General features: G+C 67.2%; 22 protein-coding genes and 1 tRNA gene. 15 read left to right on the top strand and 8 right to left on the bottom strand.

Translation table 11 applies throughout. From position 1 onward, the window contains the following. Window positions 1–97 precede the first annotated feature (97 nt). The 4 genes from htpG to ACXU4B_RS06490 all read left to right on the top strand — a co-directional run bounded on the left by htpG (window position 98) and on the right by ACXU4B_RS06490 (window position 4,198). Window positions 98–1,969, top strand: coding sequence for a molecular chaperone HtpG (gene htpG, locus ACXU4B_RS06505; RefSeq protein ID WP_131408846.1), 1,872 nt, complete (start codon window positions 98–100; stop codon window positions 1,967–1,969). A 144-nt stretch (window positions 1,970–2,113) separates the two neighbouring features. Continuing rightward, a complete protein-coding gene (locus tag ACXU4B_RS06500; RefSeq protein WP_205746528.1) occupies window positions 2,114–3,016 on the top strand; it encodes an AEC family transporter in 903 nt (300 codons plus the stop codon). Window positions 3,017–3,142: 126 nt separating this feature from the next. Next, the gene (locus ACXU4B_RS06495) at window positions 3,143–3,517 is read left to right on the top strand and encodes an RNA-binding S4 domain-containing protein (protein ID WP_131410401.1); all 375 of its coding nucleotides are present in this window, start codon (window positions 3,143–3,145) and stop codon (window positions 3,515–3,517) included. A 105-nt stretch (window positions 3,518–3,622) separates the two neighbouring features. Beyond that, window positions 3,623–4,198, top strand: a complete 576-nt coding sequence (locus tag ACXU4B_RS06490) for a response regulator (protein ID WP_131408844.1) — start codon at window positions 3,623–3,625, stop codon at window positions 4,196–4,198. Window positions 4,199–4,287: 89 nt separating this feature from the next. Here ACXU4B_RS06490 and ACXU4B_RS06485 read toward each other — a convergent pair whose 3' ends face one another. After that, the gene (locus tag ACXU4B_RS06485) at window positions 4,288–5,730 is read right to left on the bottom strand and encodes a catalase (protein WP_131408842.1); all 1,443 of its coding nucleotides are present in this window, start codon (window positions 5,728–5,730) and stop codon (window positions 4,288–4,290) included. A 342-nt stretch (window positions 5,731–6,072) separates the two neighbouring features. Between ACXU4B_RS06485 and ACXU4B_RS06480 the strand changes: the two genes are divergently transcribed. After that, complete coding sequence (locus ACXU4B_RS06480; protein ID WP_131408840.1) at window positions 6,073–6,324, top strand: hypothetical protein; 252 nt, start codon at window positions 6,073–6,075, stop codon at window positions 6,322–6,324. A 52-nt stretch (window positions 6,325–6,376) separates the two neighbouring features. Here ACXU4B_RS06480 and mutS read toward each other — a convergent pair whose 3' ends face one another. Then, the gene (mutS, locus tag ACXU4B_RS06475; RefSeq protein ID WP_165583160.1) at window positions 6,377–8,956 is read right to left on the bottom strand and encodes a DNA mismatch repair protein MutS; all 2,580 of its coding nucleotides are present in this window, start codon (window positions 8,954–8,956) and stop codon (window positions 6,377–6,379) included. A 270-nt stretch (window positions 8,957–9,226) separates the two neighbouring features. On the opposite strand from mutS, the gene ACXU4B_RS06470 reads away from it, so the two are divergent. The 10 genes from ACXU4B_RS06470 to ACXU4B_RS06425 all read left to right on the top strand — a co-directional run bounded on the left by ACXU4B_RS06470 (window position 9,227) and on the right by ACXU4B_RS06425 (window position 18,934). After that, entirely contained in the window at window positions 9,227–10,627 is a 1,401-nt protein-coding gene (locus ACXU4B_RS06470) for an amidohydrolase family protein (protein ID WP_131408838.1), read from the top strand. Next, window positions 10,614–11,756, top strand: a complete 1,143-nt coding sequence (locus ACXU4B_RS06465; RefSeq protein ID WP_131408836.1) for a dipeptidase — start codon at window positions 10,614–10,616, stop codon at window positions 11,754–11,756. The genes ACXU4B_RS06470 and ACXU4B_RS06465 overlap by 14 nt, the downstream gene beginning before the upstream one ends. Window positions 11,757–11,909: 153 nt before the next feature. Then, on the top strand, window positions 11,910–12,416 hold the full coding sequence (locus ACXU4B_RS06460) for a CinA family protein (protein ID WP_131408834.1): 507 nt from the start codon (window positions 11,910–11,912) through the stop codon (window positions 12,414–12,416). A 122-nt stretch (window positions 12,417–12,538) separates the two neighbouring features. Beyond that, a complete protein-coding gene (gene recA / locus ACXU4B_RS06455) occupies window positions 12,539–13,576 on the top strand; it encodes a recombinase RecA (protein WP_131408832.1) in 1,038 nt (345 codons plus the stop codon). A gap of 17 nt (window positions 13,577–13,593) precedes the next feature. After that, the gene (locus ACXU4B_RS06450) at window positions 13,594–14,208 is read left to right on the top strand and encodes a short chain dehydrogenase (protein WP_205746565.1); all 615 of its coding nucleotides are present in this window, start codon (window positions 13,594–13,596) and stop codon (window positions 14,206–14,208) included. 18 nt (window positions 14,209–14,226) lie between these two features. Next, window positions 14,227–14,727 carry a regulatory protein RecX gene (locus ACXU4B_RS06445; RefSeq protein WP_131408828.1) on the top strand — a complete coding sequence of 167 codons (501 nt, stop codon included), beginning with the start codon at window positions 14,227–14,229 and terminating at the stop codon, window positions 14,725–14,727. A gap of 85 nt (window positions 14,728–14,812) precedes the next feature. Further along, window positions 14,813–17,449, top strand: a complete 2,637-nt coding sequence (alaS, locus tag ACXU4B_RS06440; RefSeq protein WP_131408825.1) for an alanine--tRNA ligase — start codon at window positions 14,813–14,815, stop codon at window positions 17,447–17,449. 263 nt (window positions 17,450–17,712) lie between these two features. After that, window positions 17,713–17,919, top strand: a complete 207-nt coding sequence (csrA, locus tag ACXU4B_RS06435) for a carbon storage regulator CsrA (protein WP_131408823.1) — start codon at window positions 17,713–17,715, stop codon at window positions 17,917–17,919. A 75-nt stretch (window positions 17,920–17,994) separates the two neighbouring features. Continuing rightward, window positions 17,995–18,087 (top strand) — tRNA-Ser (locus ACXU4B_RS06430). A 256-nt stretch (window positions 18,088–18,343) separates the two neighbouring features. Further along, window positions 18,344–18,934 carry a hypothetical protein gene (locus ACXU4B_RS06425; protein ID WP_131408821.1) on the top strand — a complete coding sequence of 197 codons (591 nt, stop codon included), beginning with the start codon at window positions 18,344–18,346 and terminating at the stop codon, window positions 18,932–18,934. Between the two features lie 36 nt (window positions 18,935–18,970). On the opposite strand, the gene ACXU4B_RS06420 is transcribed toward ACXU4B_RS06425, so the two are convergent. The 6 genes from ACXU4B_RS06420 to phoB form a co-directional block, all read right to left on the bottom strand. Further along, window positions 18,971–19,699 (bottom strand): UDP-2,3-diacylglucosamine diphosphatase, encoded by a 729-nt coding sequence (locus ACXU4B_RS06420; RefSeq protein WP_131408819.1) that lies wholly within the window; start codon window positions 19,697–19,699, stop codon window positions 18,971–18,973. A 5-nt stretch (window positions 19,700–19,704) separates the two neighbouring features. Further along, the gene (locus ACXU4B_RS06415; RefSeq protein WP_131408817.1) at window positions 19,705–20,409 is read right to left on the bottom strand and encodes a peptidylprolyl isomerase; all 705 of its coding nucleotides are present in this window, start codon (window positions 20,407–20,409) and stop codon (window positions 19,705–19,707) included. A 56-nt stretch (window positions 20,410–20,465) separates the two neighbouring features. Next, complete coding sequence (locus ACXU4B_RS06410) at window positions 20,466–21,983, bottom strand: Ppx/GppA phosphatase family protein (protein WP_131408815.1); 1,518 nt, start codon at window positions 21,981–21,983, stop codon at window positions 20,466–20,468. Window positions 21,984–22,068: 85 nt separating this feature from the next. Beyond that, complete coding sequence (gene ppk1, locus ACXU4B_RS06405; RefSeq protein WP_131408813.1) at window positions 22,069–24,171, bottom strand: polyphosphate kinase 1; 2,103 nt, start codon at window positions 24,169–24,171, stop codon at window positions 22,069–22,071. A gap of 83 nt (window positions 24,172–24,254) precedes the next feature. Continuing rightward, a complete protein-coding gene (gene phoR / locus ACXU4B_RS06400) occupies window positions 24,255–25,517 on the bottom strand; it encodes a phosphate regulon sensor histidine kinase PhoR (RefSeq protein ID WP_131408811.1) in 1,263 nt (420 codons plus the stop codon). Between the two features lie 80 nt (window positions 25,518–25,597). Further along, window positions 25,598–26,287, bottom strand: a complete 690-nt coding sequence (phoB, locus tag ACXU4B_RS06395; RefSeq protein ID WP_131408809.1) for a phosphate regulon transcriptional regulator PhoB — start codon at window positions 26,285–26,287, stop codon at window positions 25,598–25,600. Window positions 26,288–26,333 lie beyond the last annotated feature (46 nt).

Here is a 26,333-nt window from a genome sequence, read left to right as displayed (position 1 = left end):
ACCCGCTCTCCGACGGAGAGCGGGCATCATGAGGGGCCGATTCGTCGGCCCCTTTGCTTGTCACCCCTTCGACCGACCTTTGCATGAGTCTTTCCGCATGACGAACACCGCGCCCGAAACCCGCAAATTCGAAGCCGAAGTCGCCCAGGTCCTGCACCTGGTCACGCATTCGCTCTACTCGCACAAGGAAATCTTCCTGCGCGAACTGGTCTCCAACGCCTCCGACGCCTGCGACAAGCTGCGCTTTGAGTCGATTGCCAACCCCGGGCTGCTGTCCGGCGATGGCGAGCTCCAGATCGACGTGAGCTGGGATCCGGACGCTCGCACGGTCACCGTGCGCGACAACGGCATCGGCATGAGTCGCGATGAAGTGGTCGCCAACATCGGCACCATCGCCAGTTCCGGTACCCGGCGCTTCCTCGAAGCGATGAGCAGCGAACAGAAGACCGATGCGCGCCTGATCGGCCAGTTTGGCGTGGGCTTCTATTCGGCCTTCGTGGTGGCCGACCGCGTCACCGTGCTCAGCCGTCGCGCCGACCTGCCGGTGGGCGAGGGCGTGAAGTGGGAAAGCGACGGCAAGGGCGAATACAGCCTGGCCCAGGTCGACCTGCCGGAGCGCGGTACGGCGGTCGTGCTGCACCTGAAGGCCGACGAGGACGAGTTCCTCAAGGGCTGGGAGCTGCGTTCGCTGATCCGCAAATACTCCGACCACGTCGCCTTCCCGATTCGCATGCCCAAGGAACAGGACGGCAAGCCGGGCGACGAGTGGGAGACGGTCAACGACGCCTCCGCCCTGTGGGCCAAGCCGCGCAACGAGATCTCCGACGAGGACTACCAGAGCTTCTACAAGTCGCTGGGCCACGACTTCAACGATGCGTTGGCGTGGACGCACAACCGCGTCGAAGGCAGCCAGAGCTTTACCACGCTGCTGTACATCCCCGAGCAGCCGCCGTTCGACCTGATGATGGGCGGTCGCGACGAGCGCAAGGGGCTCAAGCTCTACATCAAGCGCGTCTTCATCATGGATGCGGCCGAAGAGCTGCTGCCGAACTACCTCCGCTTCGTGCGGGGCGTGGTGGATGCGGACGACCTTCCGCTCAACGTGAGCCGCGAGATCCTGCAGCACAACCGCCAACTGGAGCGTATCCGTGCCGCCTGCATCAAGCGTGTGCTTGACCTGCTGGAGAAGCTGGCGCGCGACGAGCCGGAAAAGTTCGCCACCTTCTACAAGGCTTTCGGCAACACCCTGAAGGAGGGCATTGCCGAGGACGCCGCCAACCGCGAACGTATCGCCAAACTGCTGCGCTTTGCGTCCACCCGGGGCGAGGGCTCGGCGCAGACGGTGTCGCTGGACGACTACCTCGGCCGCATGGCGGTGGGCCAGGACACCATCTGGTACATCACGGCCGACAGCTACACGGCCGCCGTGGGCAGCCCGCAGCTCGAAGCGTTCAAGGCCCAGGGCATCGAGGTGCTGCTGATGTCCGACCGCATCGACGAGTGGATGATCGGCAGCCTCAGCGAATACGCCGGCAAGAAGCTCAAGAACGTCGCCAAGGGCGAGTTGCCGCTGGACGAGGCCGGCAAGAAGCAGCAGGAAGAAGCCAGCAAGGCCGCCGAGCCGCTGTTGAAGAAGCTCAAGGACATCCTTGGTGACCGCGTGAATGACGTGCGTGTATCGGCGCGTCTTACCGATTCGCCCTCGTGCCTGGCGCTTTCCGACTTCGAAATGGCGCCGCACCTGGCCCGACTGCTGCGCGAGGCAGGCCACGAGATGCCCGAGAGCAAGCCGACGCTGGAGGTCAATCCGCAGCATCCCCTGCTCAGGCGCGTCGAGGGCGAGAGCGACCCGGCCAAGGCCGCGGATCTGGCCAACCTGCTGCTGGACCAGGCCGAGATCGCGGCCGGTGCACAGCTGCCCGATCCCGCGGCGTTCGTGCAGCGGCTCAATCGCCTGATCGTTGGCTGATCCCTGCATGGCTTCGTGCCCTGCGCGCAATTCCGGCCGCTGCCGGCATGACGCGCAGGGCCGGCGGTCCTGCGTTCGGGCTGCACGCGCGGCCGCAGGTTGGCCGGTCGCTATACTGCGATCGTTCGTCCGCAAGGGGAGTCCATGAGCGCGCTGTTGCTCCTATTCGTCTGCCTTGCGCTGGGCGCCTTGGTGGCGCGTTTCGCCAGGCCACCCTCAGGCATCGTCCACAGCATCAACTGGTGGGTAATCCGGATTGCCTTGCCGGCGCTGGTGCTGGCGCTGGTGCCGCACGTCAAGGTCGACACGCAGCTGTGGTTTCCCGTGGTGGCGATGTGGGTGGTGTTCTTCGGGGCGTGGGCGCTGTTTGCCGTACTGGGCGCCTGGCTGGGCTGGCCGCGCGAACGCATCGGTGCGCTTACCCTGGTTTGCGGCCTCGGCAATACCTCGTTCATGGGTTATCCCATGATGCAGGCGCTGCACGGCAAGGAAGGACTGGCCCTGGCCGTGGTGGCCGACCAACTCGGATGCTTTCCGCTGCTGGCGTCGGCAGGCGTGCTTATCGCATCGCTGTATGCAGGCAAGGCGCCGCAGCCAAAGGTGATCGTGCGTCGGATTCTTGCCTTTCCCGCCTTCCTTGCCCTGCTGGTCGGCGTCGTCGCTGGCCTGCTCGGCGGCTGGCCGGCATGGCTGGACGAACTGTTCGTGCCGATCGGCGCCACCTTGACGCCGCTGGCGTTGTTTTCGGTGGGCCTGCAATTCAAGTTTCATCTCGGCGAGCGCCAGCATGCCGCCCTGCTGCTGGGGCTCGGCTGGAAGCTGGCGCTGGCGCCGCTGCTGTGCTGGACCATGGGTTCGCTGGCCGGGGTGGGAGGCCTGACCCTGACCGTAGGCGTATTGCAGGCCGCCATGGCGCCGATGATTTCCGCGGCGATCCTCGCCGATGAGTACAAGCTGGAGCCGGCGCTAGCCAACACCATACTTGGCGCCGGCATCGTGCTGTCGCTGGTCACGATTCCCCTGGGCAATCTGCTGCTGGGTGCGTGACCTGGCGGCGTCGCGCATCTCGCGGCGTATCTGATCGATACGAGGCGCAGCACCAGCAGCCGGTTGTGCATGCGAGTGCGGTGCCGGTGCGACAATGGCCCCATGCCATCTCCGCCAACTCCCGACATGGAATCCGTGCGCGCCGACGTCTGGCTGTGGGCCGCGCGCTTTTTCAGGACGCGCAGCCTCGCCAAGCAGGCCATCGAAGGCGGCAAGGTCGATCTCAACGGGCACGGCTGCAAACCGGCCAAAGCGGTGCATGTGGGCGACCGGTTGGTGCTCGGCCGCGGCGAGGAACGCCTCGAGGTCGAGGTGCTGGGCCTGTCCGAGCAACGTGGGCCTGCGAGTGTGGCGCAGGCTCTGTATCGCGAAAGCGACGCCAGCGTGGCGCAGCGCGAAGCGGCGAAAGCCCAGCGCAAGCTTGTGGGCGCGATGGCGCCACCGGGGCGTCCGGACAAGCAGGCGCGTCGGGAATTGCGACGGCTTAAGGATTCCATGTGAGTCACCCATCGCAGAACCCGGGGCGGTTCTGCGGGAGCATCTGCATCGAGGAAAGACCGCGCGCGGGTGCGGCCTTCCCATGGATTCGATGTAGGAGGGACGATCATGGCAGGCTTGGCATTCCTTAAGCGACTGCTTGGCGGGACGACGGAGACGCGGCCGCCGGAAGTGGAGCGCAAGGCGGCGCAGGGCGCACGCGTGATGGTGGTGGACGATTCGGCCACCATCCGGGCGGTGCTGGGCCGCATGCTCGAAGTCGACGGCTACAGCGTGGCCCGTGCCGCTGACGGCGAGAGCGCCCTCGAGATGGCGCGAGGCGAGCCGCCGGCGCTGATCTTTCTCGATATCGTGCTGCCGGGTATGAATGGCTTCGCGGTCCTGCGCTCGCTGCGCCACGATCCGCTCACGCAGCACATACCGATCGTGATGATCAGCGGCAATCAGCAGGCGACCGAGCAGTTCTACGTGCAGCGCTTTGGCGCCGACGACTTCATCAGCAAGCCGTTCGGCCAGGCCGAAGTGGCACGCAGCATCGATCGGCTGGTGCGGCTGGGGCGACTGCCCGCACGCGAGACGGCCAACGTGGTGGCGCTGCCGCTGGCGGCGGAGAACATTCCCGCCCTGCTGGCCAATGCGACCACCGAACCGGCGCGAACCGAAGTGCCGGGGCTGGCGGCCTGACCGGCGCCAGGGCAGGCTGCGAACAAGACGAAGGGCGGCGCCCATTTCTGGACGCCGCCCTGTTCACAGGATCGCGCTGATCCGGTGGCTCAGGGCTTGATGCCCAATGCCCTGGCAACGCCTTCGCAATAGGCCGGATCCGCCTTGGCGAAATGGCCCAGCTGGCGGCGGACGATTTCCTCGGGCACGCCCTGCATGGCGGCAGCGATATTGCCGAACAGTGCGGCCTTCTGCGCGTCATTCATCAGGCGGAACAGGTCGCCGGCCTGCCGGTAATCCTCGTTGCCGTCGCGGTGGTCGTAACGATCGGCGTCGCCGGAAATCTTCTGCGGCGGTTCCTTGACCGACCGGTCCTCGACCGGCCCGCCGAACGAATTGGGCTCGTAATTGACGCTGCCGCCGCCGTTGCCGTCAAAACGCATCTCACCATCGCGGTAGTAGTTGTGCACGGGGCAGCGCGGGCGATTCACTTCCAGCGACTCGTGGTTGGTCCCCAGCCGGTAACGCGCCGCGTCCGCATACGCGAAGATGCGAAATTGCAGCATCTTGTCGGGGCTGTGGCTGATGCCGGGCACCACGTTGGCTGGCGAGAAGCTCGATTGCTCGACCTCGGCGTGGTAGTTGTCCGGGTTCTTGTCGAGTTCCATCACGCCCACTTCGATCAGCGGGTAGTCCTTGTGCGGCCACACCTTGGTGAGGTCGAACGGGTTGTACGGTGTTTTCTCCGCGTCCTGCTCCGGCATGACCTGCACGTACATGGTCCAGCGGGGGAAGTCCTTTCGCTCGATGGCATCGTAAAGGTCGCGCTGGTGCGACTCGCGGTCCTCGCCGATGACCCGGGCGGCCTCCTCGTTGGTCCAGTTCCTGATGCCTTGCTGGGTCTTGAAGTGGAACTTCACCCAGTAGCGTTCGCCCGCATCGTTCCACAGGCTGAAGGTATGGCTGCCGAAGCCGTGCATGTGGCGCAGGCTCGCGGGCAGGCCGCGATCGCTCATCAGGATGGTGACCTGGTGCAGCGATTCGGGTGACAGCGACCAGAAGTCCCACATCGCGGTGGCGTTGCGCATGTTGCTGCGCGGGTCGCGCTTCTGCGTATGGATGAAGTCGGGAAATTTGAACGGATCGCGCACGAAGAATACCGGCGTGTTGTTGCCCACCAGGTCCCAGTTGCCTTCCTCGGTATAGAACTTGATGGCGAAGCCGCGCACATCGCGTTCGGCATCGGCAGCGCCGCGCTCGCCGGCCACGGTGGAGAAGCGCAGGAACAGCGGCGTCCTGGTGCCGGGCTTGAACACCTTGGCGCGGGTGTAGCGGGTGATGTCGTGCGTGATGGTGAGCGTGCCGTGCGCTGCCGAGCCCTTGGCATGCACGACCCGCTCGGGGATGCGTTCGCGGTTGAAGTGCGCGTGCTTCTCGAACAGCTGGTGGTCCTGCACCAGCAACGGCCCGCGCGGGCCGGCGGTGAGGCTGTTCTGGTTGTCCGGCACCGGTGCGCCGGAAGACGTGGTGAGGGTTCTGCGATGGGCGCTCATGGTGGGCTCCTGGCTGGCGGAGATCGGCTGGCGGAGGCTGGCTCCAGTCGAATCTACGCAGGCGTTTTCACAAGGGGAATTTGATTGTTCCGATCCATGCCATAGCTGTCGACTATCAAGCGGACTTCAGCGACGACATGGAACCGCGCAATTGGCCATCACCCTGGTGATGATTTCGTGACGGACCATCACGCCGCCTCAACGGACGCCCCTGTGCGGGGATGGCCGGCTTCCATCTTGGCCTCGAGGCGCGCGCCAACGGCTCGTCGCGCCATCACTTCACGTCTGGCTGACAGCGGCTTGCACACGATCGTCCGTCCATCGCGCAAGCGGAGACAGGCCGTGGCCGAGATCATCGAGGAAGGTTCGCTGGTATTCGTCGCCGATGGCGAAGACGGCATCGGCTCCGTGCGCCGGATGCTGCCGGATGAGGCAATGCTGCTGGTGTATATCGAAAATGCGGGCGACTTCGAGATACCTGTGCGCGCCGTGCGGTCGGTGCATTCGGGCAAGGTCATGCTCGATCCCGACAAGCTGGCGAGTCCGGTGCTCGAAGCCATCGGCAACGCCAGGAAGCCAGAGTACCCCTATTAGCACGCGCCACCGGCGCCGCGTCGGCTCCCGCCGGGCGACGAGGCGCCGCGGATCAGGCCAGCGTCTTGAGCCGGTATAGCGCCTCGAGTGCCTCGCGCGGCGACAGGGTATCGGGGTCGATGTCTTCGAGCGCGCGCTCCACCACCGAGGGTTGGCTCGCGAACAGGCCCAGTTGCGGCGAGTCCTGCGCCCCCGCCCGGCTGCCGGCCGACGAGGCCTGCTGATACATGCCGCGCTCCAGTTCCGCCAGCGTGCGTCGCGCATCGGCGATCACCGACTTGGGCAGCCCGGCGAGCGCAGCCACCTGCAAGCCAAAGCTGCGGTTGGCGGGGCCTTCCTTCACGGCGTGCATGAACACCAGTTGCTCGCCGTACTCCACCGCGTCCAGGTGCACGTTGGCAATCGACGGATACTCGCTGGCCAGTTCGGTCAGTTCGAAATAGTGGGTGGCGAACAGCGTGTAGGCACGGCTGCTGGCGGCCAGGTGCACAGCGGCGGCGCGCGCCAGCGCAAGGCCGTCATAGGTGCTGGTGCCGCGGCCGACTTCGTCCATCAGCACCAGGCTGTGCTCGGTGGCGTTGTGCAGGATGTTGGCGGTCTCGCTCATTTCCACCATGAAGGTGGACTGCCCGCGCGAGAGGTCGTCGCCCGCGCCGATGCGGGTGAACACGCGGTCGATCGGGCCGATCGCCGCACGCGAAGCCGGCACGTAACTGCCGATATGCGCGAGCAGCACGATCAGCGCGTTCTGGCGCATGTAGGTGGACTTGCCGCCCATGTTCGGGCCGGTGATGACCAGCATGCGGCGGTCATCGCCCAGGACCAGGTCATTCGGTTCGAACGGTTCCTCGCGCACTTTCTCGACCACCGGATGGCGACCGCGCTCGATGGCGATGCCCGCTTCGTCGGTGAGTTCCGGCGCACTCCAGTCCAGCGTGGTGGCGCGCTCGGCCAGCGTGGCGACCACGTCGAGTTCGGCCATCGCCGAGGCGGCGTTCTTGAGTGGTTCCAGCTGCGCGATCAGGGTGTCGAGCAAGGCTTCGTACAACGCGCGCTCGCGCATCAGCGAACGCTCCTTGGCCGAGAGCACCTTGTCCTCGAAGGTCTTCAGTTCCTCGGTGATGTAGCGCTCGGCGTTCTTGGTGGTCTGGCGGCGCGTGTAGTGGGTGGGCGCCTTGTCCGACTGGCCCTTGCTGATCTCGATGTAGTAGCCGTGCACCCGGTTGTAGCCAACCTTGAGCGTCGCGATGCCGCTGGCGGCCTTCTCGCGCTCCTCCAGTTCGACCAGGTACTGGTCGGCATGCGTGGACAACCGGCGCAACTCGTCCAGTTCGGCGTCGTAGCCATCGGCAATGACGCCGCCGTCGCGCTGCAGCACGGGCGGTTGCGCCACCACGGCGCGGGCGAGCAGGGCGGTGGTGTCGGCGTGGTTGCCAATGCGGGCGACCAGGCTGTGCAACAGCGGGCTGTCGAGCGACCCGATCAGGGCGCCCAGCGTCGGCGCCGCGGTGAGGCCGTCGCGCAGCGTGGACAAGTCGCGCGGACGCGCCGAACGCAAGGCCACGCGGGCGAGGATGCGTTCGAGGTCGCCGATGCCGCGCAGCGGTTCGCGCAGCGCTTCGTACTGGCGGATGTCGATCAGCGTGCCGATGGCCTGGTGGCGACCGCGCAGCAGCTCGCGCGAGCGCAGCGGGCGATTGAGCCAGCGGCGCAGCAGTCGCGCGCCCATGGGCGTCACGGTTTCATCGAGTACGCCCAGCAGGGTGTGCTCGGTGCGCCCGCTCGGATGCGTGTCCAGCTCGAGGTTGCGGCGCGTGGCGGCATCCATGGCGATGGTGTCGCCCGCGCTTTCCACCGACATGCCGGACAGGTGGGGCAGTGCGCTCTTCTGCGTCTCTTCCACGTAGCCGAGCAGGCATCCGCCGGCGGCGATGGCCAGCGGCAACCTGTCGACGCCGAATCCGCCGAGGTCGCGCGTGCCGAAGAAGCGGTTGAGCTCGCGTCGCGCCGCGTCGCCGTCGAAGTGCCACGGCGGGCGCTTGCGCAGGCCGGGCAGGCCGCTGACGAATTTTGGCCAGGTGACGTCTTCGCCGACCAGCGTTTCGGCGGGCTGCAGTCGCGCCAGTTCCGAGGCGAGCGCTTCGGCGCCCTGGACCTCGCTGAGCAGGAAGCGGCCGCTGCTCAGGTCCACCCAGGCGAGCCCGTAGGCGCCATGCGCGCCGGCGGCGATGGCCATCAGCAGATTGTCGCGGCGTTCCTCCAGCAGGGCGGCATCGGTCACCGTGCCCGGCGTGACGATGCGCACCACCTTGCGTTCCACCGGTCCCTTCGAGGTCGCCGGATCGCCGACCTGCTCGCAGATCGCCACCGATTCGCCCAGCCGCACCAGCCGCGCCAGATAGTTCTCCGCCGCGTGATACGGCACGCCCGCCATCGCGATCGGCTGACCGGCCGACTGGCCGCGCTGGGTCAGCGTGATGTCGAGCAACCGCGCCGCCTTGCGGGCGTCGTCGTAGAACAGCTCGTAGAAGTCGCCCATGCGAAAGAACAGCAGCACGTCCGGGTGCTCGGCCTTGGCGGCCAGGTACTGGCGCATGAAGGGAGTGTGGCTTTCGAAATCCTGGGCGACCATAGCTTGCTGTTCTGTCGGGCCTGACGATGGAGTTGGCCGTGGCGGGCGGGCGTGGTGTGTCGTGCAAAAATGCCCGCCACGATAACCCAATTGCCTGGCCATGGCATGGTCGCGAGCCGGCCTCTCGTGCCACGGCCACGGCCACTGGCTCGCGGCTCAAGGCATGGGCCGGAGGCTCGGGCAGGCCATCGCAGCGTTTGCGCACGGCCGTCGCGGCTTGACCTCTGGCACGTTGTGGCGCGGCGAATCCGATGTGTAGGATCGTCCCCCATGCATAACCCCTCTCGATCCGCCTCCTGGCTGGTGGTGGCGCTGGTCCTTGCGCTCGGTGCCTGCCTCGCCTTCGCCGCGGACAGCGGGGCGCCCCCGCCACCGGCCGTGGATGCCGCCACGCTCTACGCCGGCGCAACCGTCATCGACGGCACGGGCGCGGCGCCGCGCCCGGACCAGGACATCCTCGTGCGTGGCGAGCGGATCGTGGCGGTGGGGCCGCACGGCTCGCTCGTCGGCGCGCATGATGCGGCGGTACACACCGTCGACCTGCGTGGCAAGTACGTGATCCCCGGCCTGATCGACAGCCACGTCCATCTGGCGACGCCACCGGATGCCCGGCGTGCGCAGGCCGTCCTGCGCCGCAACCTGTATGCCGGCGTCACCGCCGTGCGCGACATGGCGGACGATCTGCGCTCGGTTGGCGAACTGGCGCGCGCGGCGCGCGCCGGAGAGATTCCTTCGCCCGACATCTATTACGCCGCGGTGATGGCGGGCCCCGCATTCTTCGCCGACCCGCGGGTGGCGGCGGCGAGCTTCGGCGTGGCGCCGGGCCGCAGTCCGTGGATGCAGGCCATCGACGGGCAGACCGACATGCGCGAGGCAGTCACGCTGGCGCGTGGCACGTCCGCTACGGCGATCAAGGTCTACGCCGACCTGCCGCCGGAACAGGTGGCGGCGATTACCCGTGAGGCGCACCGCCAGCATCTGATGGTGTGGGCGCACAGCGCCGTGTTCCCGACCCGTCCGGCCGATGTCATCTCCGCCGGCGTCGACGTGGTCAGCCACGCCTGCTATCTGGCCTATCAGCTGGAGCCGGTGATGCTGAAGTCCTACGAGGACCACACGCCGTTCCACGACGAACTCCTTGCACGGGACGGCGACGATCCGGTCATGGCGTGCCTTTACCGCGACATGCTCAAGCACGGCACGATCCTGGATGCGACCGGCAGCCTGTTCGTTCGCCACGACGCCGGGCGCAAGACGCATCCTGACTGGAAGCCGCTGCGTTGCACGGGGGCGACCACGACTCGCCTGGTGCGCCAGGCCTGGCAGGCCGGCGTGCCGATCTCGACCGGCACCGACAGCGATGGCGGCGTCAACGACAAGTGGCCGGCCGTGTTCGACGAAATGCTCTTCCTGGCCCACGGCGTGGGCATGCCGCCCTTGCAGGTGATCCATGCGGCGACCCTGGTCGGCGCCGAGGCCGCCGGGCAGGCGCAGGACATGGGCTCGGTCACGGCCGGCAAGCTGGCCAATTTCGCGGTGCTGGCGGCCGATCCGCTGCAGGACATCGGCAACCTGCGCAGCATCCGCATGACGGTGAAGCGCGGGCGTGCGTATCCGCGTGCCGACTATCGGCCGGTGACCCGGCGCGAGATGGGCAATGACGCGGATTGACCGACGCACGTTCCTGGGCGGGGCGGCGTGGGCGGCCGCGGCGTCGTTGCTGCCGTGGCAGGCGCGCGGTGCCTCGCGCGATGACGCCGCCGTGGCCGACAGCGGCATCATCATCAACGCACTGGGCGGCCTCGACGATCCGAACCGGGCATCGGATGCATTGGTGCCGGAACTCACGCCGCGCGTGCTGGCCGAAGCGCATGCATCCGGACTGACCGCGGTCAACATCACCCTGGGTTATGTGTCCGGGCCCGCCGACCCGTTCGAGGCCAGCGTGCGCGACATTGCCGCCACCGATGCCCTGGTGCGCGCCAACCAGCGCGACGTCGTGAAGGTGCTGACGGCCGGCGACATCCGCCGCGCCCGGGCCGAACGCAAGATCGGGCTGATCTACGGTTTCCAGAACGGCGCCATGATGGGCAATGACGCCCGGCGCGTCGACATCTTTGCCGACCTCGGCGTGCGCGTCTTCCAGCTCACCTACAACCCGGCCAACCAGCTGGGCGACGGTTCGATGGCGCCGGAAAATCGCGGGCTGACCGCCTTCGGCCGCGAGGTGGTCGCGCGACTCAATGCGCGCCACGTCATGGTCGATCTTTCGCACAGCGGCGAGCGGACCTGCCTGGAAGCCGCGCGGGTGTCGACCGCGCCGGTCTCGATCAATCACACCGGTTGCCGTGCGCTGGCCGACCTGCCGCGCAACAAGACCGACGCCGAGCTGAGGCTGGTGGCCGAACGGGGCGGTTTCATCGGCATCTACTTCATGCCGTTCCTCACCCTGTCGGGCCACGCGCATGCCGAGGACGTGGTGGCGCACATCGATCATGCGGTGAACGTCTGCGGCGAGGATCACGTCGGCATCGGCACCGATGGATCGGTCACGCAGATCGACGACCTCGACCGCTACCGGTCGGCGCTGGCGAAGGAGATCGCCCAGCGCAGCGCGGCCGGCATCAGTGCCGCGGGCGAAAGACCGGATACTTATCCGTTCGTGGTCGATCTGCGCGGGCCACAGCAGTTCCACCGGCTGGCCCAACTGCTGAGGCAAAAGGGCTATACGAGCGGACGGATCGACAAGATCCTCGGGGCGAATTTCCTGCGTCATGCCGAGACCGTCTGGGGCGGTTGAGCGTCGCGCCGCCGGCCCCGAGGCCGGCATCGGGCGGTACGCTCGGACCGCGGCCGGCGATCATCCGTCAAGCCCTTGGCCTGGCTCCCCGGAAGGGGTAGAACGGGCCACTTCGCGCCGGTGTGATGCCGGCCCTCTGCGCAGGAGTACCGCATGGCGTTGTCCGTTCCCACCGATGCCGAGCTCAGGGCCCTGGCGGAACAGGTTGCCGAGGGCGCCCAGCAGCGGCGCCTCATGGTGGTCACCGCCGAGTCGTGCACCGGCGGCTGGATCGCCAAGGCCCTGACCGACCTGGCGGGCAGCTCGGCCTGGTTCGATGCCGGCGTGGTGGCCTACAGCTACGGGGCCAAGGAAGCGCTGCTCGGGGTCGACCCGCGCACGCTGGAGCGTACCGGCGCGGTGAGCGAGGAGACCGCGCTGGAAATGGTTTCCGGCGCGCTGGCGCGCTTTGGTGCCGGGGTGGGGGTGGCCGTCACGGGTATCGCCGGCCCAAGCGGCGGCACCGCGGAAAAGCCGGTCGGCACAGTCTGGATCGGCTGGCAGCGCCGTGGTGGCCATGCCCACGCCACGCTGTTCCGGTTCGACGGCGACCGCGAGGCGGTACGCCGGCAGACCGTGGCGGCGGCTCTCAGCGGCGTCATCAAGGCGCTGACGGACTGATCCGTGCCGCCTGTCCGGGCCGGCTTGACCGATGTGGGATACTCGCTGGCCACAGATCGCAGCCCGTGAGACTACCCGCGGGCATCATCCCTTTCATTCACTGCCACCCAGGATTCAAGACGATGGATGACAACAAGCGCCGCGCGCTCACTTCCGCCCTCGGCCAGATCGAGAAGCAGTTTGGCAAGGGTGCCGTCATGCGCCTGGGCGACCGCACCGACGACGCCATCGAGACGGTTTCCACCGGCTCGCTGGGTCTGGACATCGCGCTGGGCGTGGGCGGCCTGCCGCGCGGCCGCGTGGTGGAAATCTACGGTCCGGAGTCCTCGGGCAAGACCACGCTGACCCTGCAGGTCATCGCCAACTGCCAGAGGAACGGCGGCACGGCGGCCTTCGTCGATGCCGAGCATGCGCTGGACCCGAGCTATGCCGCCAAGCTGGGCGTCAATGTGGACGACCTGCTGGTCTCGCAGCCGGACACCGGCGAGCAGGCGCTGGAAATCGCCGACATGCTGGTGCGCTCCGGCGCGGTGGACGTGGTGGTGGTCGACTCGGTCGCCGCGCTCACGCCCAAGGCCGAAATCGAAGGCGAGATGGGCGACTCCCACGTTGGCCTGCACGCCCGCCTAATGAGCCAGGCGCTGCGCAAGCTCACCGCCAACATCAAGAAGTCCAACTGCCTGGTCGTCTTCATCAACCAGATCCGCATGAAGATCGGCGTGATGTTCGGCAGCCCGGAAACCACCACCGGCGGCAACGCGCTGAAGTTCTACGCTTCGGTGCGCCTGGACATCCGCCGCATCGGCGCGGTGAAGAAGGGCGACGAGGTGATCGGCTCGGAAACCCGCGTCAAGGTGGTCAAGAACAAGGTGGCGCCGCCGTTCCGCCAGGCCGAGTTCGAGATCCTCTACGGCGAGGGCACATCGCGCGAGGGCGAGATCATCGAGCTGGGCGTGGCGCAGAACCTGATCGACAAGTCCGGCGCCTGGTACAGCTACAAGGGCGACCGCATCGGCCAGGGCAAGGAGAACGTGCGCCAGTTCCTGCGCGATAACCCGGCCATCGCCAACGAGATCGACACCGAACTGCGCGCACGCCTGCTGACCAATGCCGGTGGCAAGGGCGCGCCGATCTCCGAAGAAGCCATGGAAGAAATCTGAGCATGGCCGAGCGACGTCTGCGCATCTTGCTGGTGGGCGCGTCCGGCACGCTGGGTCGTGCCGTGGCGGCGGAGCTTGGCCAGCGCCATGAAGTGATCGCCGCCGGACGCCAGTCCGGCGACGTGCGGATGGATCTGACCCACGTGGCCAGCATCCGCACGGGCCTGGCCCGGGCCGGCGAGCTGGATGCGGTGATCAGCACCGCCGGCCGCGTCACCTTCGCGCCGCTGGCGGACTTCGCCGCCGCGCCGTTCGGTGAGTCGAAGCACACGCTGGGCATCACCGACAAGCTGATGGGGCAGGTGAACCTGGCCCTGGCGGCGCGGGATCACCTGCGCGACGGTGGCTCGATCACGCTCACCACCGGCATCCTGGCCGAGCAGCCGATTGCCCAGGGCAGCTCGGCCAGCCTGGTCAATGGCGCGGTGGAGGCGTTTGTGCGGGCGGCGGCCATCGAGTTGCCGCGCGGGCTGCGCATCAACGTGGTCAGTCCGAACGTGCTGGTCGAGGCGATGGGTGACTACGCGCCGTATTTCCGCGGGTTCGAGCCGGTGACGGCGGCCCGCTCGGCGCTGGCCTACAGCCGCAGCGTGGAAGGCTTGCAGACCGGCCAGGTCTTCAAGGTGTTTTGAGCCGACGGCGCCCCAGCCATGAAGCGCCGGCCCGATTCCGGGGACGACAAGAAGCCCAGGCCCAGCGCCTATAGCAAGGCGCTGGGCCTGCTCGCGCGCCGCGAGCATTCCCGTCGCGAGCTGAAGCTCAAGCTGCGCCAGGGCGGCTACGAGGGCGACGAGGCCGGCGAGGCGCTCGATCGCCTGGGCGAGCAGCACTACCAGGACGACGACCGCTTTGCCGAGATGCTCGTGCGCAGCCGTGTTTCGCAGGGTTACGGCCCCATGCGGCTGCGGGCGGAGCTGAAGAGCCACGGCCTCACGGATGCCCGCATCCGCGCCGTGCTGGATGCCGCCGAGGTCGACTGGACGGCCGTCGCCGCCGCCCAGCTGCGCCGTCGATACGGTGCAGGGGCCGCCGCCGAGCCCGAGGAACGGGCCCGCCGGGCGCAATTCCTCTTGCGTCGGGGCTTTCCCGCCACCACAGTACGGAGTGTTACCCACGCCGACGTGGACGACGCTGCCGACGGAGATTCCTGAAAACCATCATCCAGCGATGATGGTCGGATTGACCGCGGCAGTGCGGCCTTGGCGTGGCCTCCCTCGTCAGGTCGTCCCCAATTGCATGAAAACCGCCGAAATCCGCTCGACTTTCCTCGACTATTTCCGTTCGAAAGACCACACCATCGTGCCGTCCAGTTCGCTGGTGCCGGCCAGCGACCCGACACTGCTGTTCACCAACTCGGGCATGGTGCAGTTCAAGAACGTGTTCCTGGGCAGCGAGAAGCTGCCCTACGTGCGCGCGGCTGACGTGCAGCGCTGCCTGCGCGCCGGCGGCAAGCACAATGACCTGGATTCGGTGGGCTACACCGCCCGCCACCACACCTTCTTCGAGATGCTAGGCAACTGGTCGTTCGGCGACTACTTCAAGCGCGAGGCCATTGCCTATGCGTGGGAGCTGCTGACTGACGTCTTCAAGCTGCCCAAGGACCGGCTGTGGGTTACCGTCTATCACACCGACGACGAGGCCTACGACATCTGGAACCGGCAGATGGGCGTGCCGGCCGAGCGCATCGTGCGCATCGGCGACAACAAGGGCGCGCCATTCGCCTCGGACAATTTCTGGCAGATGGCCGACACCGGCCCCTGCGGTCCCTGCACCGAGATCTTCTACGACCACGGTCCGGGCATCGCCGGTGGCCCCCCGGGCTCGCCGGACGAAGACGGCGACCGCTACATCGAGATCTGGAACCTGGTGTTCATGCAGTTCGACCGCGCGCCCGACGGCACGCTGTCGCCGCTGCCGGCACCGTGCGTGGACACCGGCATGGGCCTGGAGCGCCTCGCCGCCGTGCTGCAGCACGTGCACACCAACTACGAGATCGACCTGTTCCAGCACCTGATCGAGGTGGCTTCCGGGCTGACCCGGACCAGTGACCTGGCCAACAAGTCGCTGCGCGTGATCGCCGATCACATTCGCGCGTGCTCGTTCCTCATCGTCGACGGCGTGCTGCCTTCAAACGAAGGTCGCGGCTACGTGCTACGCCGCATCATCCGTCGCGCGCTGCGCCACGGCTGGATGCTGGGCGTGCGCGGCGATTTCTTCTGGAAGATGGTGCAGCCGCTGGTCGAGGAGATGGGCGAAGCCTATCCGGAGCTGGCTGCGAAGCAGTCGTTCGTCGAAGACGCGCTGCGCACCGAAGAGCGCCGCTTCGGCGAGACGCTGGAAAACGGCATGCGCCTGTTCGACGCCGTCGCCGCCAAGGCGAACGGCATGATTCCGGGCGCGGACGCCTTCCGCCTGTACGACACCTACGGTTTCCCGGTCGACCTCACCGCCGACATCGCGCGCGAGCGTGGCCTCACGGTCGACATGGACGGCTTCGAGCAGTCCATGAAGGAACAGCAGGAACGCAGCCGCGAAGGCGGCAAGTTCGAAGCCAAGGGCCAGATGCCGGCGGAGCTCGCCAGCCAGCTGCAGCCCACCGTGTTCCTCGGCTACGAAGCCCTGCAGGGCAAGGGCAGCAAGGTCGTCGGCATCGTGCGCGCCGGCAAGCAGCTCGAGCAGCTGGGCAACGGCGAGGAAGGCCTGGTCATGCTCGATCGCACCCCGTTCTATGCGGAGTCCGGTGGGCAGGTCGGCGACACCGGCAGCCTGGCGAACGGCGCTGGACGATTCGAAGTGGGCGACACGCTCAAGATGGGCGGCGTGTTCTTCGGCCACGCGGGCCGCTGGCGTGGCGCGCAACCGCTGCGCGTGGGCGACGCTGTTGATGCAACCGTCGATGGCGAGCGTCGCCAGGCCATTGTGCTCAACCACTCGGCCACGCACCTGTTGCACGCGGCGCTGCGCAAGGTGCTCGGCGAGCACGTCACGCAGAAGGGCTCGCTGGTGGCGCCGGAGCGGCTGCGCTTCGACTTCTCGCACTTCAAGCCGCTCAGCGCGGACGAGCTGCGCCAGATCGAAACGATGGTGAATGCCGAAGTGCGCCGCAATGCGCCGGCCGAAGTCCATCAGATGGGCTATGACGCGGCGATCGAGTTCGGCGCCATGGCGCTGTTCGGCGAGAAGTACGGCGACGAAGTGCGCGTGCTGAAGATGGGCGACTTCTCCACCGAACTGTGCGGCGGCACCCATGTGGGTCGCACCGGCGACATCGGCCTGTTCAAGATCGTCAGCGAGGCCGGCGTGGCCTCCGGCGTGCGCCGCATCGAGGCGGTGACCGGTGCCGGCGCCCTGGGCCACGTGGCCGACGAGGAACGCCGGCTTGGCGAGTTCTCGCAGCTGCTCTCGGCCCATGGCGACGATGCGGTGGAAAAGCTGCGCCAGCTGTTCGAAAAGCAGAAGAAGCTGGAGCGCGAGCTGGAGTCGCTGCGGGCCAAGGCGGCCGGCTCCGCCACCGCTGACCTGGCTTCGTCGGCCCACAGCGTCGATGGCATCAAGGTGGTCGCTGCCCGCCTCGAGGGCCTGGACACCAAGGCCTTGCGCGACAGCATGGACCAGCTCAAGCAGCAGCTTGCCGATTGCGTGATCCTGCTCGCGGGTGCCGCGGACGGCCGCGTGTCGCTGGTGGCCGGCGTGCATGGCAAGGCGCTGGGACGCATCAAGGCCGGCGACGTCGTCGCGCACGTGGCAGGGCAGATCGACGGCAAGGGCGGCGGTCGCCCGGACATGGCCCAGGGTGGTGGTGCGGACACCAGCGAACTGCCGCGGATCCTGAACGGACTGGCCGGCTGGATCGGCGAGAGACTGGCCTCCTGAGGCCAGTCAGCAGGGCTACGTGCTTCACTGTTTGCGCATTGCGCTGCCCGCGGACGCTCGGCTAGTATCCAAGCACTGCCGACACCGAAGGTTGCGCTGGTGTCGCTCGACATGGCATCTACAGGGGGTGCCTCGTGTGTGTGACCGGGGAAGGCGGTAGGGCCTTCGGCGGGTAAGATCGTCGAACTGCTAGACGGTGAAGCTCAGGGGTGAGGCATAACCGTCTGTTGGCCTATGACCAATGTATTCATGGAGTGGCAAACATGTTGATTCTGACCCGCAGGGTCGGTGAAACCTTGATGATCGGCGACGAGGTGACCGTCACCGTTCTGGGCGTGAAGGGCAACCAGGTGCGGATCGGCATCAATGCGCCGAAGAACGTGGCTGTGCATCGCGAAGAGATTTACCAGCGCATCAAGAACGAGCACGAGCCGGATGGCAGTACCTCCAGCGAGCCCGGCGAACACTGACAGGCAAGAAAAGCTTTACCTCGAGCGCGCCGGTTAGTATCCTTGCCGGCTCCGCAGAAATGCGGACAAAAATCCGGAGAGATGCCCGAGAGGCCGAAGGGGCTCCCCTGCTAAGGGAGTATAGGGTCAAAAGCCTTATCGAGGGTTCGAATCCCTCTCTCTCCGCCAGATACGCCAAAAGCCCCCTCGCGGGGCTTTTTGCGTTTCTGGCGGGATGTCATACGCGCGCGTGGCATCGGCGAAGAACCCCGCAGCGGCAGGCCTGGCCGCAGGCCGGTTCGACGCGTAGTCCGCCCGCCCGGCGCGCCCGGCCGGATCGGGTCTGGCCGCTCGCGTCCCATACAATGGCCCCGCGATGCAGCCTGCATCGTGCAGGTCGGGAATCGCCTGCCATTCAGCGATTGATGAAGAGGACCAGGGGACCATGAAGCTGAAGCGAGTCGTGTTTGTGGCGTTGCTGGCGATGTCCGGCAGCGCGATGGCGTCGAAGGACCTTAACAATATTCCGCTCGTGTGGTCGCCGACGCAGAGTTTTGCCGAATTCGGCGCGATCGATCTGAACGGCCTCGGCAACGTCAAGGTGCAGTTCAACAGGTTCACCGATGTGCGCAAGAACCAGGCCCTGATCGCGGAGAACCACGAGAAGGCCCAGGTGCGCCAGGTGACCACCCGCGACGACGTGGCCACCTATGTCACCGATCACGTGAAAGAGACCTTCGGCAAGGCCGGGCTGAGCGTGGTCGACAGCGGTGGCGACGTGGTCGTCTCCGGTGAAATCCGCGATTTCTTCGTCAACGAAACCGACCAGTACGTCGGCAGCATCACCATCTACACCACGGTGACGGACGCCGCGGGCAAGGTGCTCTGGCAGGGCATCGCGGGTGGCGGCGCCACCAATTTCGGCCGCTCGTACAAGGCCGACAACTACTACGAAACGCTGTCCAACGCGGTGCTGAAGACGAGCAACAGCATGCTCAACAGCCCGGGCTTCCACCACGCGCTGGAAGCACGCTGATCGAACCGGGCCGTCACTCGCGCGGCGAGTGGCGGCTCAGTCCAGCGTCAGGCCGCGCAGTTCCGCGCCTTCGGGCGTGACGCGCAAGACCGAGCCGTGTTCGTACCAGTCGCCGAGCACGATGCGCTCGGCCGGTTGGCCGTCCAGGTCGAACCGATGGATGGCGGGGCGGTGGGTGTGGCCATGGATGAGTCGCGTCACGCCGGCGTCGCCCATGGCCTGGGCCACGGCTTCGGCGTTCACGTCCATGATGGTTTCCATGGTGCTGCCGGTATGCGCGCGGCTGTCTTCGCGCGCCTTGGCGGCGAACGCGCGGCGGGCATCCAGCGGCATGGCCAGGATCTGCGCCTGCCATGCCGGAGTGCGTACCTGCTGGCGCACGGCCTGGTAGGCGAGGTCGTCGGTGCAGAGCACGTCGCCGTGCATCAGCAGGGTGGGGCGGCCGTAGAGTTCGTGCACGGTGCCGTCGTCGAGCAGGGTGAAACCGGCACGAGCGGCGAAGGCCTGGCCGAGGAGGAAATCGCGATTGCCGACCATGAAGTACACGGGCACGCCGTGGTCGTGCAGTGCGGCCGTGGCCTTGGCGATGCGCCTGGGCAGTTCGGCATCATCGTCGTCGCCGATCCATGCCTCGACCAGGTCGCCCAGGATGTAGACGGCGTCCGCCGCGCGCGCCTCGTCGCCGGCGAGGAACTCCTCGAACAGCCGGGTGATCTTCGGCCTGCTGTCGTCCAGGTGCAGGTCAGAGATAAACAGCGTGGCCATCGACCTCAGCCCTTGGTCTTGCCGCGCGACTTGTCCTTGTCGGCGGGTCGGGCGGTCGACGGCGTCGCGGGCGCGGCAGGTGTCGATGCGGCAGCCGGGGATTCCTCGCCGACTACGCCGGCACTGTCGATGACCACCAGCGGATTGGGTACGTCACCCGCGAACGGGCCGAGGCCACGGGTGGGGAGCGCGGCGATCTTGTCGACCACGTCCATGCCCTTGATGACCTTGCCGAACACGGCGTAGCCCCAGGTCAGGCCGCTCTGGTTGCCGACATAGTCGAGTCGTCGGTTGTCCACCAGGTTGAAGAAGAACTGCGCCGTGCCCGAGTTGGGGTCCGCGCCGCGCGCCACCGCCACCGTGCCGCGCAGGTTGGACAGGCCGTTGTCGGCCTCGCTGGCAATCGCCGAATGCGTGCGCTTGGGCTGCAGGTCGCGCGTGTACAGGCCGCCCTGCACGAGATAACCCTGGATGGCCCGGTGCAGGACCGTGCCGCTGTAGAAACCGTCGCGCACGTACTGCAGGAAATTCGCCACGCTCTTGGGCGCCTTGTCCGGGAACAGTTCCAGCGTGATGTCGCCCTGCGACGTATGCAGTACCACCTCGGGATGCGGCTGGGCGGCAGCCGGCGCGGCCCCGGGCTTGGCGGCCTGTGCCAGCAGTGCCAGCGGCGAAATCAGCAGGAGGGCGGCGAGCAGGAGTCGGGACATGGCGGGATGGGCGGCTGGTGGCATCGGGACATCATACGGCTAACGCACGCCGCGGTTCAGGACGGGTGGACTTCCAGCAGCAGTCCCAGTTCGTTCATGGGCGCCTGTTCCTGTTCCAGGTCGGCCTCGCTGAGCGGGTGCTGCTCCAGCCACGCCGATGGCAGCACGAGCCGCATGCGCTGGGTGGTCGCGGCGAGCTGCATCTGCGGCAGCGACTCGGCGCGGCGCGCGCGGCGGAACAGCACGGCCAGGCGCAGCAAGGCGGTGATGTAGCGGGCAAGCTGGCGATAGCGCTGCGGCAGCGCCGAGAACGTGGCCTTGTCGGGCTTGCGCCGGTGCGACTCGACGATGGCCGCCAGCAGTTGTTGTTCCTGCCGCGAAAAGCCCGCGAGATCCGCGTGGCGCAGGATGTAGGCACCGTGGTGGTGATGCTGGCTGTGGGCGATGGCCAGGCCGATCTCGTGCACGCGCGATGCCCACGACAGCCATTCGCGGGCTTCGCCGTCGAGCTTCCAGAAGCGGGCGATCTGGTCGAACAGCATCAGTGCAGTCGACTCCACGCGGCGCGCCTGCGCGCGGTCCACGCCGTAGCGATTGGCCAGCGCATCGATGCTTGCCGTGCGCGGGTCGCTGCCGCCGGCGCGCCCGATCAGGTCCCACAGCAGGCCTTCGCGCATCGAGCTTTCGCACACGCGCATGCGCTCGATGCCGAGCGCTTCGAAGGCGGCCTCGAAAATCACCACGCCGCCGGCAATCACCGGCGCGCGGTCTTCCGCCAGCCCCGGCAACTTGAGCGTGCTGATCTGCCCCTGTTCCAGCAGGGCGTCCCGCAGCAAGGCCAGCGACGCCGGCGTGATACCGTCGTCGGAAAATTTCATGGCCTGCACGACCGAGCCGATCGCCTTGGCCGTGCCGGAGGAGCCATACGCTTCGATCCAGCCCGATTCGCGGTAGTCCTCGGCAAACTGCTGCAGCAGCACGCCGATTTCGCTGTTGGCGCGCTGCCAGCGCTTGCGGTTGAGCTTGCCCCCGGGGAAGAAGCGCAGGGTCGAGGCGATGCACCCGGCCTGCACGCTTTCGGTGTGCATCGGCGCGAAGCCTCGCCCGATGATGAATTCCGTACTGCCGCCGCCCACGTCGATCACCAGCCGGCTTTCGCGCGAGGCGGGCAGGTCATGCGACGACCCCAGGAAGATCAGGCGGCCTTCCTCGCGGCCCGAGACGATTTCCACCGGATGGCCCAGCGCGGTTTCCGCCGCGGTGAGGAAGGACTGCGGCGAAGCGAGCCGTCGCACGGTATTGGTGGCCACGGCGCGTACCCGGATCGTTGGCACGCCGGCGATGCGCTGCCCGAAACGGGCCAGGCAATTGAGCGCGCGTGCGCGATGCTCGGCATCGAGCGTGCCGTCCGCGCGCAGGCCAGCCGCCATGCGCACGGTTTCGCGCAGGCGATCGATCACGCGCGGTTCGCCGTGCTCAACGCGTGCCACCACCATGTGGTAGCTGTTGGAACCCATGTCCACGGCGGCAATCAGTTCGCCGTCCTTGATCTGGGTCTGATCGCCTTGGCTCATGCGTGGCTCATGTTGGGCTGCAAGGGGTGGATTCTCTCACGCAACCGCCATGACGCGAAGCAGCATGGCGCCACCGCCAGGCCCGCTAGCCGCTTATCGGGACGAGTTTGTCGAGCAGGGTCTGCTGGGCGCTGTGCGGCGGCGCGTCGCCCGGCCGGGCGCGCGCATAGCGGCCCTTGCCTTCCAGCAGCCACGCTTCGGTGTTGTCCGCCAGGTAATTGGCCAGCGTTTCGTCGTAGACGCGTTGCGCCAGCACCGGGTCGAGGATGGGAAAGGCGATCTCGATGCGGCGCTTCAGGTTGCGCTCCATCCAGTCGGCACTGCCGCAATAGATTTCTGGTGCCCCGTCGTTGGCGAACCAGTAGACGCGGCTGTGCTCGAGGAAGCGTCCGACGATCGAACGCACCCGGATGCGCTCGGACGTGCCGGGCAGTCCGGGGCGCAGCGTGCATGCGCCGCGCACGATCAGGTCGATCTCGACGCCGGCCTGGGAAGCGCGGTAGAGCGCCTGGATCACATGTGCCTCGTTGAGCGCGTTGAGCTTGGCCACGATGCGGGCGGGAAGGCCCGCCAGCGCATGGGCAGTTTCGCGCTCGATCTTCTCCAGCACGCTGCGGTACAGCGTGAACGGCGAGTGCAGCAGATGTTGCAGCTCGATCACCGGGCCGAGACCCGACAGTTGCTGGAACACCTTGTGCAGGTCCTCGCCGATGCCGGGATGGGCCGTCATCAGGCCGATGTCGGTATAGGTGCGGCTGTTGGCCTGATGGTAGTTGCCGGTGGACAGGTGCACGTAGCGGCGCAGCATGTCGTCTTCGCGGCGCACGATCAGCAGCATCTTGGCATGCGTCTTGTAGCCGACCACGCCATAGACCACCTGCACGCCAGCCTCCTGCAGGCGCGTGGCGAGACGGATATTGGCTTCCTCGTCGAAGCGCGCCCGCAGCTCGATGACGACCGTGACGTCCTTGCCGTTGCGGGCCGCCTCCACCAGCAGGTCGACCAGCGGCGTATCGACGCCGGCACGATAGAGCGTCTGCTTGATGGCCAGCACGGCCGGGTCCTGGGTGGCCTGGCGCAGCAGGTCCACCACGGCGGCGAACGACTCGTAGGGATGGTGCAGCAGCACGTCGCGCTGGCGCAGCACCTCGAACTTGCAGCGGTTGGCGTTGAACGCCTCCGGCAGCTGCGGGATGAAGCGGGGGAACTTCAGTTCCGGCCGGTCCAGCCCGTCATAGATGGTGCCGGCGCGGATGATGTTGACCGGGCCGTCGCAGCGATAGACGTCCGTTTCCTCCAGCTCGAAATTGGCAATGAGCATGGAGACGATCGCCTTCGGGCAGTCGTTGCCGATTTCCAGCCGCACCGGGCGCGCATAGCCACGCCCGATCAGCTCCTCGGTCAGGGCGCGGGCCAGGTTGTCGACCTCCGCCTCTTCCACCATCAACTCGCTGTTGCGGGTGACGCGGAACTGGTAGGAGCCGGCCACCTTGAAGCCCGGGAACATCAGGTCGACAAAGCCCTGCAGCAACTCGGCGAGGAAGACGTAGTGATTGCCCTGGTCGCAGACCTCGTCCGGCAGGCGGATGATGCGCGGCAGCGAGCGCGGCGCGCGCACCAGCGCCATGTGGCCTTCGCGGCCAAAGGCATCGCGACCCTTCAGCACCACCGCCACGTTGAGGGTCTTGTTGAGGATGCGCGGGAACGGGTGGGCCGGATCGAGTCCCAGCGGGGACAGCACCGGCATCACTTCATTCTCGAAATAGCCCTGCAGCCAGTGGCGCTGGCGTGCCGTCCAGCTGTCGCGCGTGAGGAAGTGGATGTTCTCGGCATGCAGCGCCGGTCCGAGCTCCTCGCGCCAGGTTTCATATTGCGCCGCCACCAGGTCCAGCACGCGCTTGCGGATGCGGGTGAGCAGTTCGCCGGAAGAGAGGCCGTCCGGCCCTGGCGCCGCCGAGCCGAACATGTGGTGATGCTTGAGCATCGCCACCCGCACTTCGAAGAACTCGTCCAGGTTGTTGGCGACGATGCTCAGGAACCGCAGCCGCTCCAGCAGCGGCATGCTGGTATCGCGCGCCTGGGCCAGCACGCGGAAATTGAATTCGAGGGCCGCCAGCTCACGGCTGAAGTAGAGCTCGGGGGCGGCACGGTCGAGGACGGGCGGAGGAGTGGCAGGTTTACGGCGCATCCCCTCATTCTGGCCGATGCGACGCTTTGTTACATGGCGCACTGCCGCGTAGTGTGATGGGCGTTCAGCTAGGCCGCCGCGGCTCAGTCCGGATCGCCCGGTGCCAGCAGGCGCTCCTTGCTGAACCAGCAGGCAAAAGTGGAGCCCTGGCCGGGTTCGCTCTGGATGTCCAGGCGCGCCTGGTGCAGGTTCAGCACGTGCTTGACGATGGACAGGCCCAGGCCGGTGCCGCCGCTTTCCCGCGAGCGGCTGGACGATACGCGGTAGAAGCGCTCGGTGAGGCGCGCCAGGTGGGAGGCGGGGATGCCGTAGCCGGTATCCGTGACCGAGTAGACCGCGCCTTCCGGCGTGCGGCGCCAGCGGATGCTGATGCGTCCGCCGGTGGGCGTGTAGCGCACCGCATTGCTCACGAGGTTGGAAAGGGCGCTGTGGAGGTCCTTGGTCGAGCCCAGCAGGTCGACCTCGGCGGTGACCTCGAAGCTGATGTGGTGACGCCCCTGGCTGAGCGCCTCGGCTTCCTTGCGGATGGTCGCCAGCAGCGGCGTCATCTGCACGCGCTCCTCGATGACATGCTCCTGGGTCTCCAGCCGCGAGAGGGTGAGCAGGTCCTCGACAATCTGGCCCATGCGCTTGGACTGCGCGCGCATCTCGTTGAGCACGGGGGCCAGTTCGGGCACGTCCTCCGGGTCGATCAATTCCAGATAGCCATGGATCACCGTCAACGGCGTGCGCAACTCGTGCGACACGTTGGCGACGAAGTCACGGCGGATCTGCTCGAGCCGCGTGAGGTGGCTGATGTCGCGGGCGAGCAGAAGATGCTGCCGCCGCCCGAACGGCAGCAGCGTCACGTTGATATGGCGATTCGGGTGACCCGGCGCCGCCACGTCGTTGAGCGGTTCGCGCGCGCCTTCCCTGAGCCAGGTGGCGAGCTCCGTGGTGCTGAGGCGTTCGTCCAGGTTCGCGCCGCGGTCCTGCGGACGGCGCAGCCCGAGCAGGTCTTCGGCCGCGTGGTTGAACCATCGCACATGCTGCTGGTTGTCGAGCAGTACGACCGCGTCGGGCAGGCTGCCGGCGGCGCTGCGCAGGTCACGCAAACTGGAGGCAATACGACGGGAACGCGTCATGAAGCGGTCATGCTGGAGGGAACTCATGGTGGAGCCTTGCGTCATCATGTGCCGTGCTTGATGACGGATTCGGGACAGCAGCAAGACGATTTCCGCGATAGCGACGAGGGCCACGCCAGTGGCCACATGCCCCCCGGCCAGCCATCCAGCGACGGCGCCCGCGAGCAGGCCGGCAGCGAGTGCGGCCGGCAACAACGAGGGACGGTCGAGGGCTTTGGGCATGGGCGGTTGGGGCTAGGATGCCTGCTGGCGGTTACCCAGCATCGGCAAAACCCGGCGCGCCCGCAAGGGACGCGGGTGCGTCAGACGCTGGCGGAGAAACGGTAACCCGCGCCGCGAACGGTCTGCACCATGTCGTCGAGCTTCCACGGCTCGAGCGTCTTGCGCAGGCGGCGGATGTGCACGTCGACCGTGCGTTCTTCCACGTACACGCTGCCGCCCCACACATGGTCGAGCAGCTGCGCGCGCGAATAGACACGCTCCGGATGGGTCATGAAGAAGTACAGCAGGCGGTATTCGGTCGGCCCGATGGTGATGGGGTCCTCCGCGGCGAACACGCGGTGCGCCGGGCCATCGATGCGCAGGCCGCCGAGCTCAACCATGCCGGAGCCGTCGTCACCCTGACTGCGCCGGAGCACCGCCTTGATGCGGGCCACCAGTTCGCGCGTGGAGAATGGCTTGATCACGTAATCGTCGACGCCGGCCTCCAGGCCGTTGACGCGATCCATTTCCTCGCCGCGGGCGGTGAGCATGATGATCGGGATCTCCCGGCTCAGCTCCTCCTTGCGCAGGCGCCTGGCCAGGTCCAGCCCGCTGGTGCCGGGCAGCATCCAGTCGAGCAGGATCAGGTCCGGCACCTGCTCGGCGATGGCCAGCTGGGCTGCCCGTGCATCGGCGGCGTGGATCGCGTCCATGCCGGCCTTGCGCAGGGCAAAGGCGACCATGTCGCGGATCGATGCTTCGTCTTCGACGATCAGAATGCGCTTGTGCACGCGTTGGGTCCGCTGGGGGAGGGCTGTGACGCATTTATTGCAGCGG

This window comes from Dyella soli, from assembly GCF_054482295.1.
The sequence above is the reverse complement of the archived record's forward strand: the minus strand, read 5'-3'. Positions and strand labels throughout refer to the sequence as shown.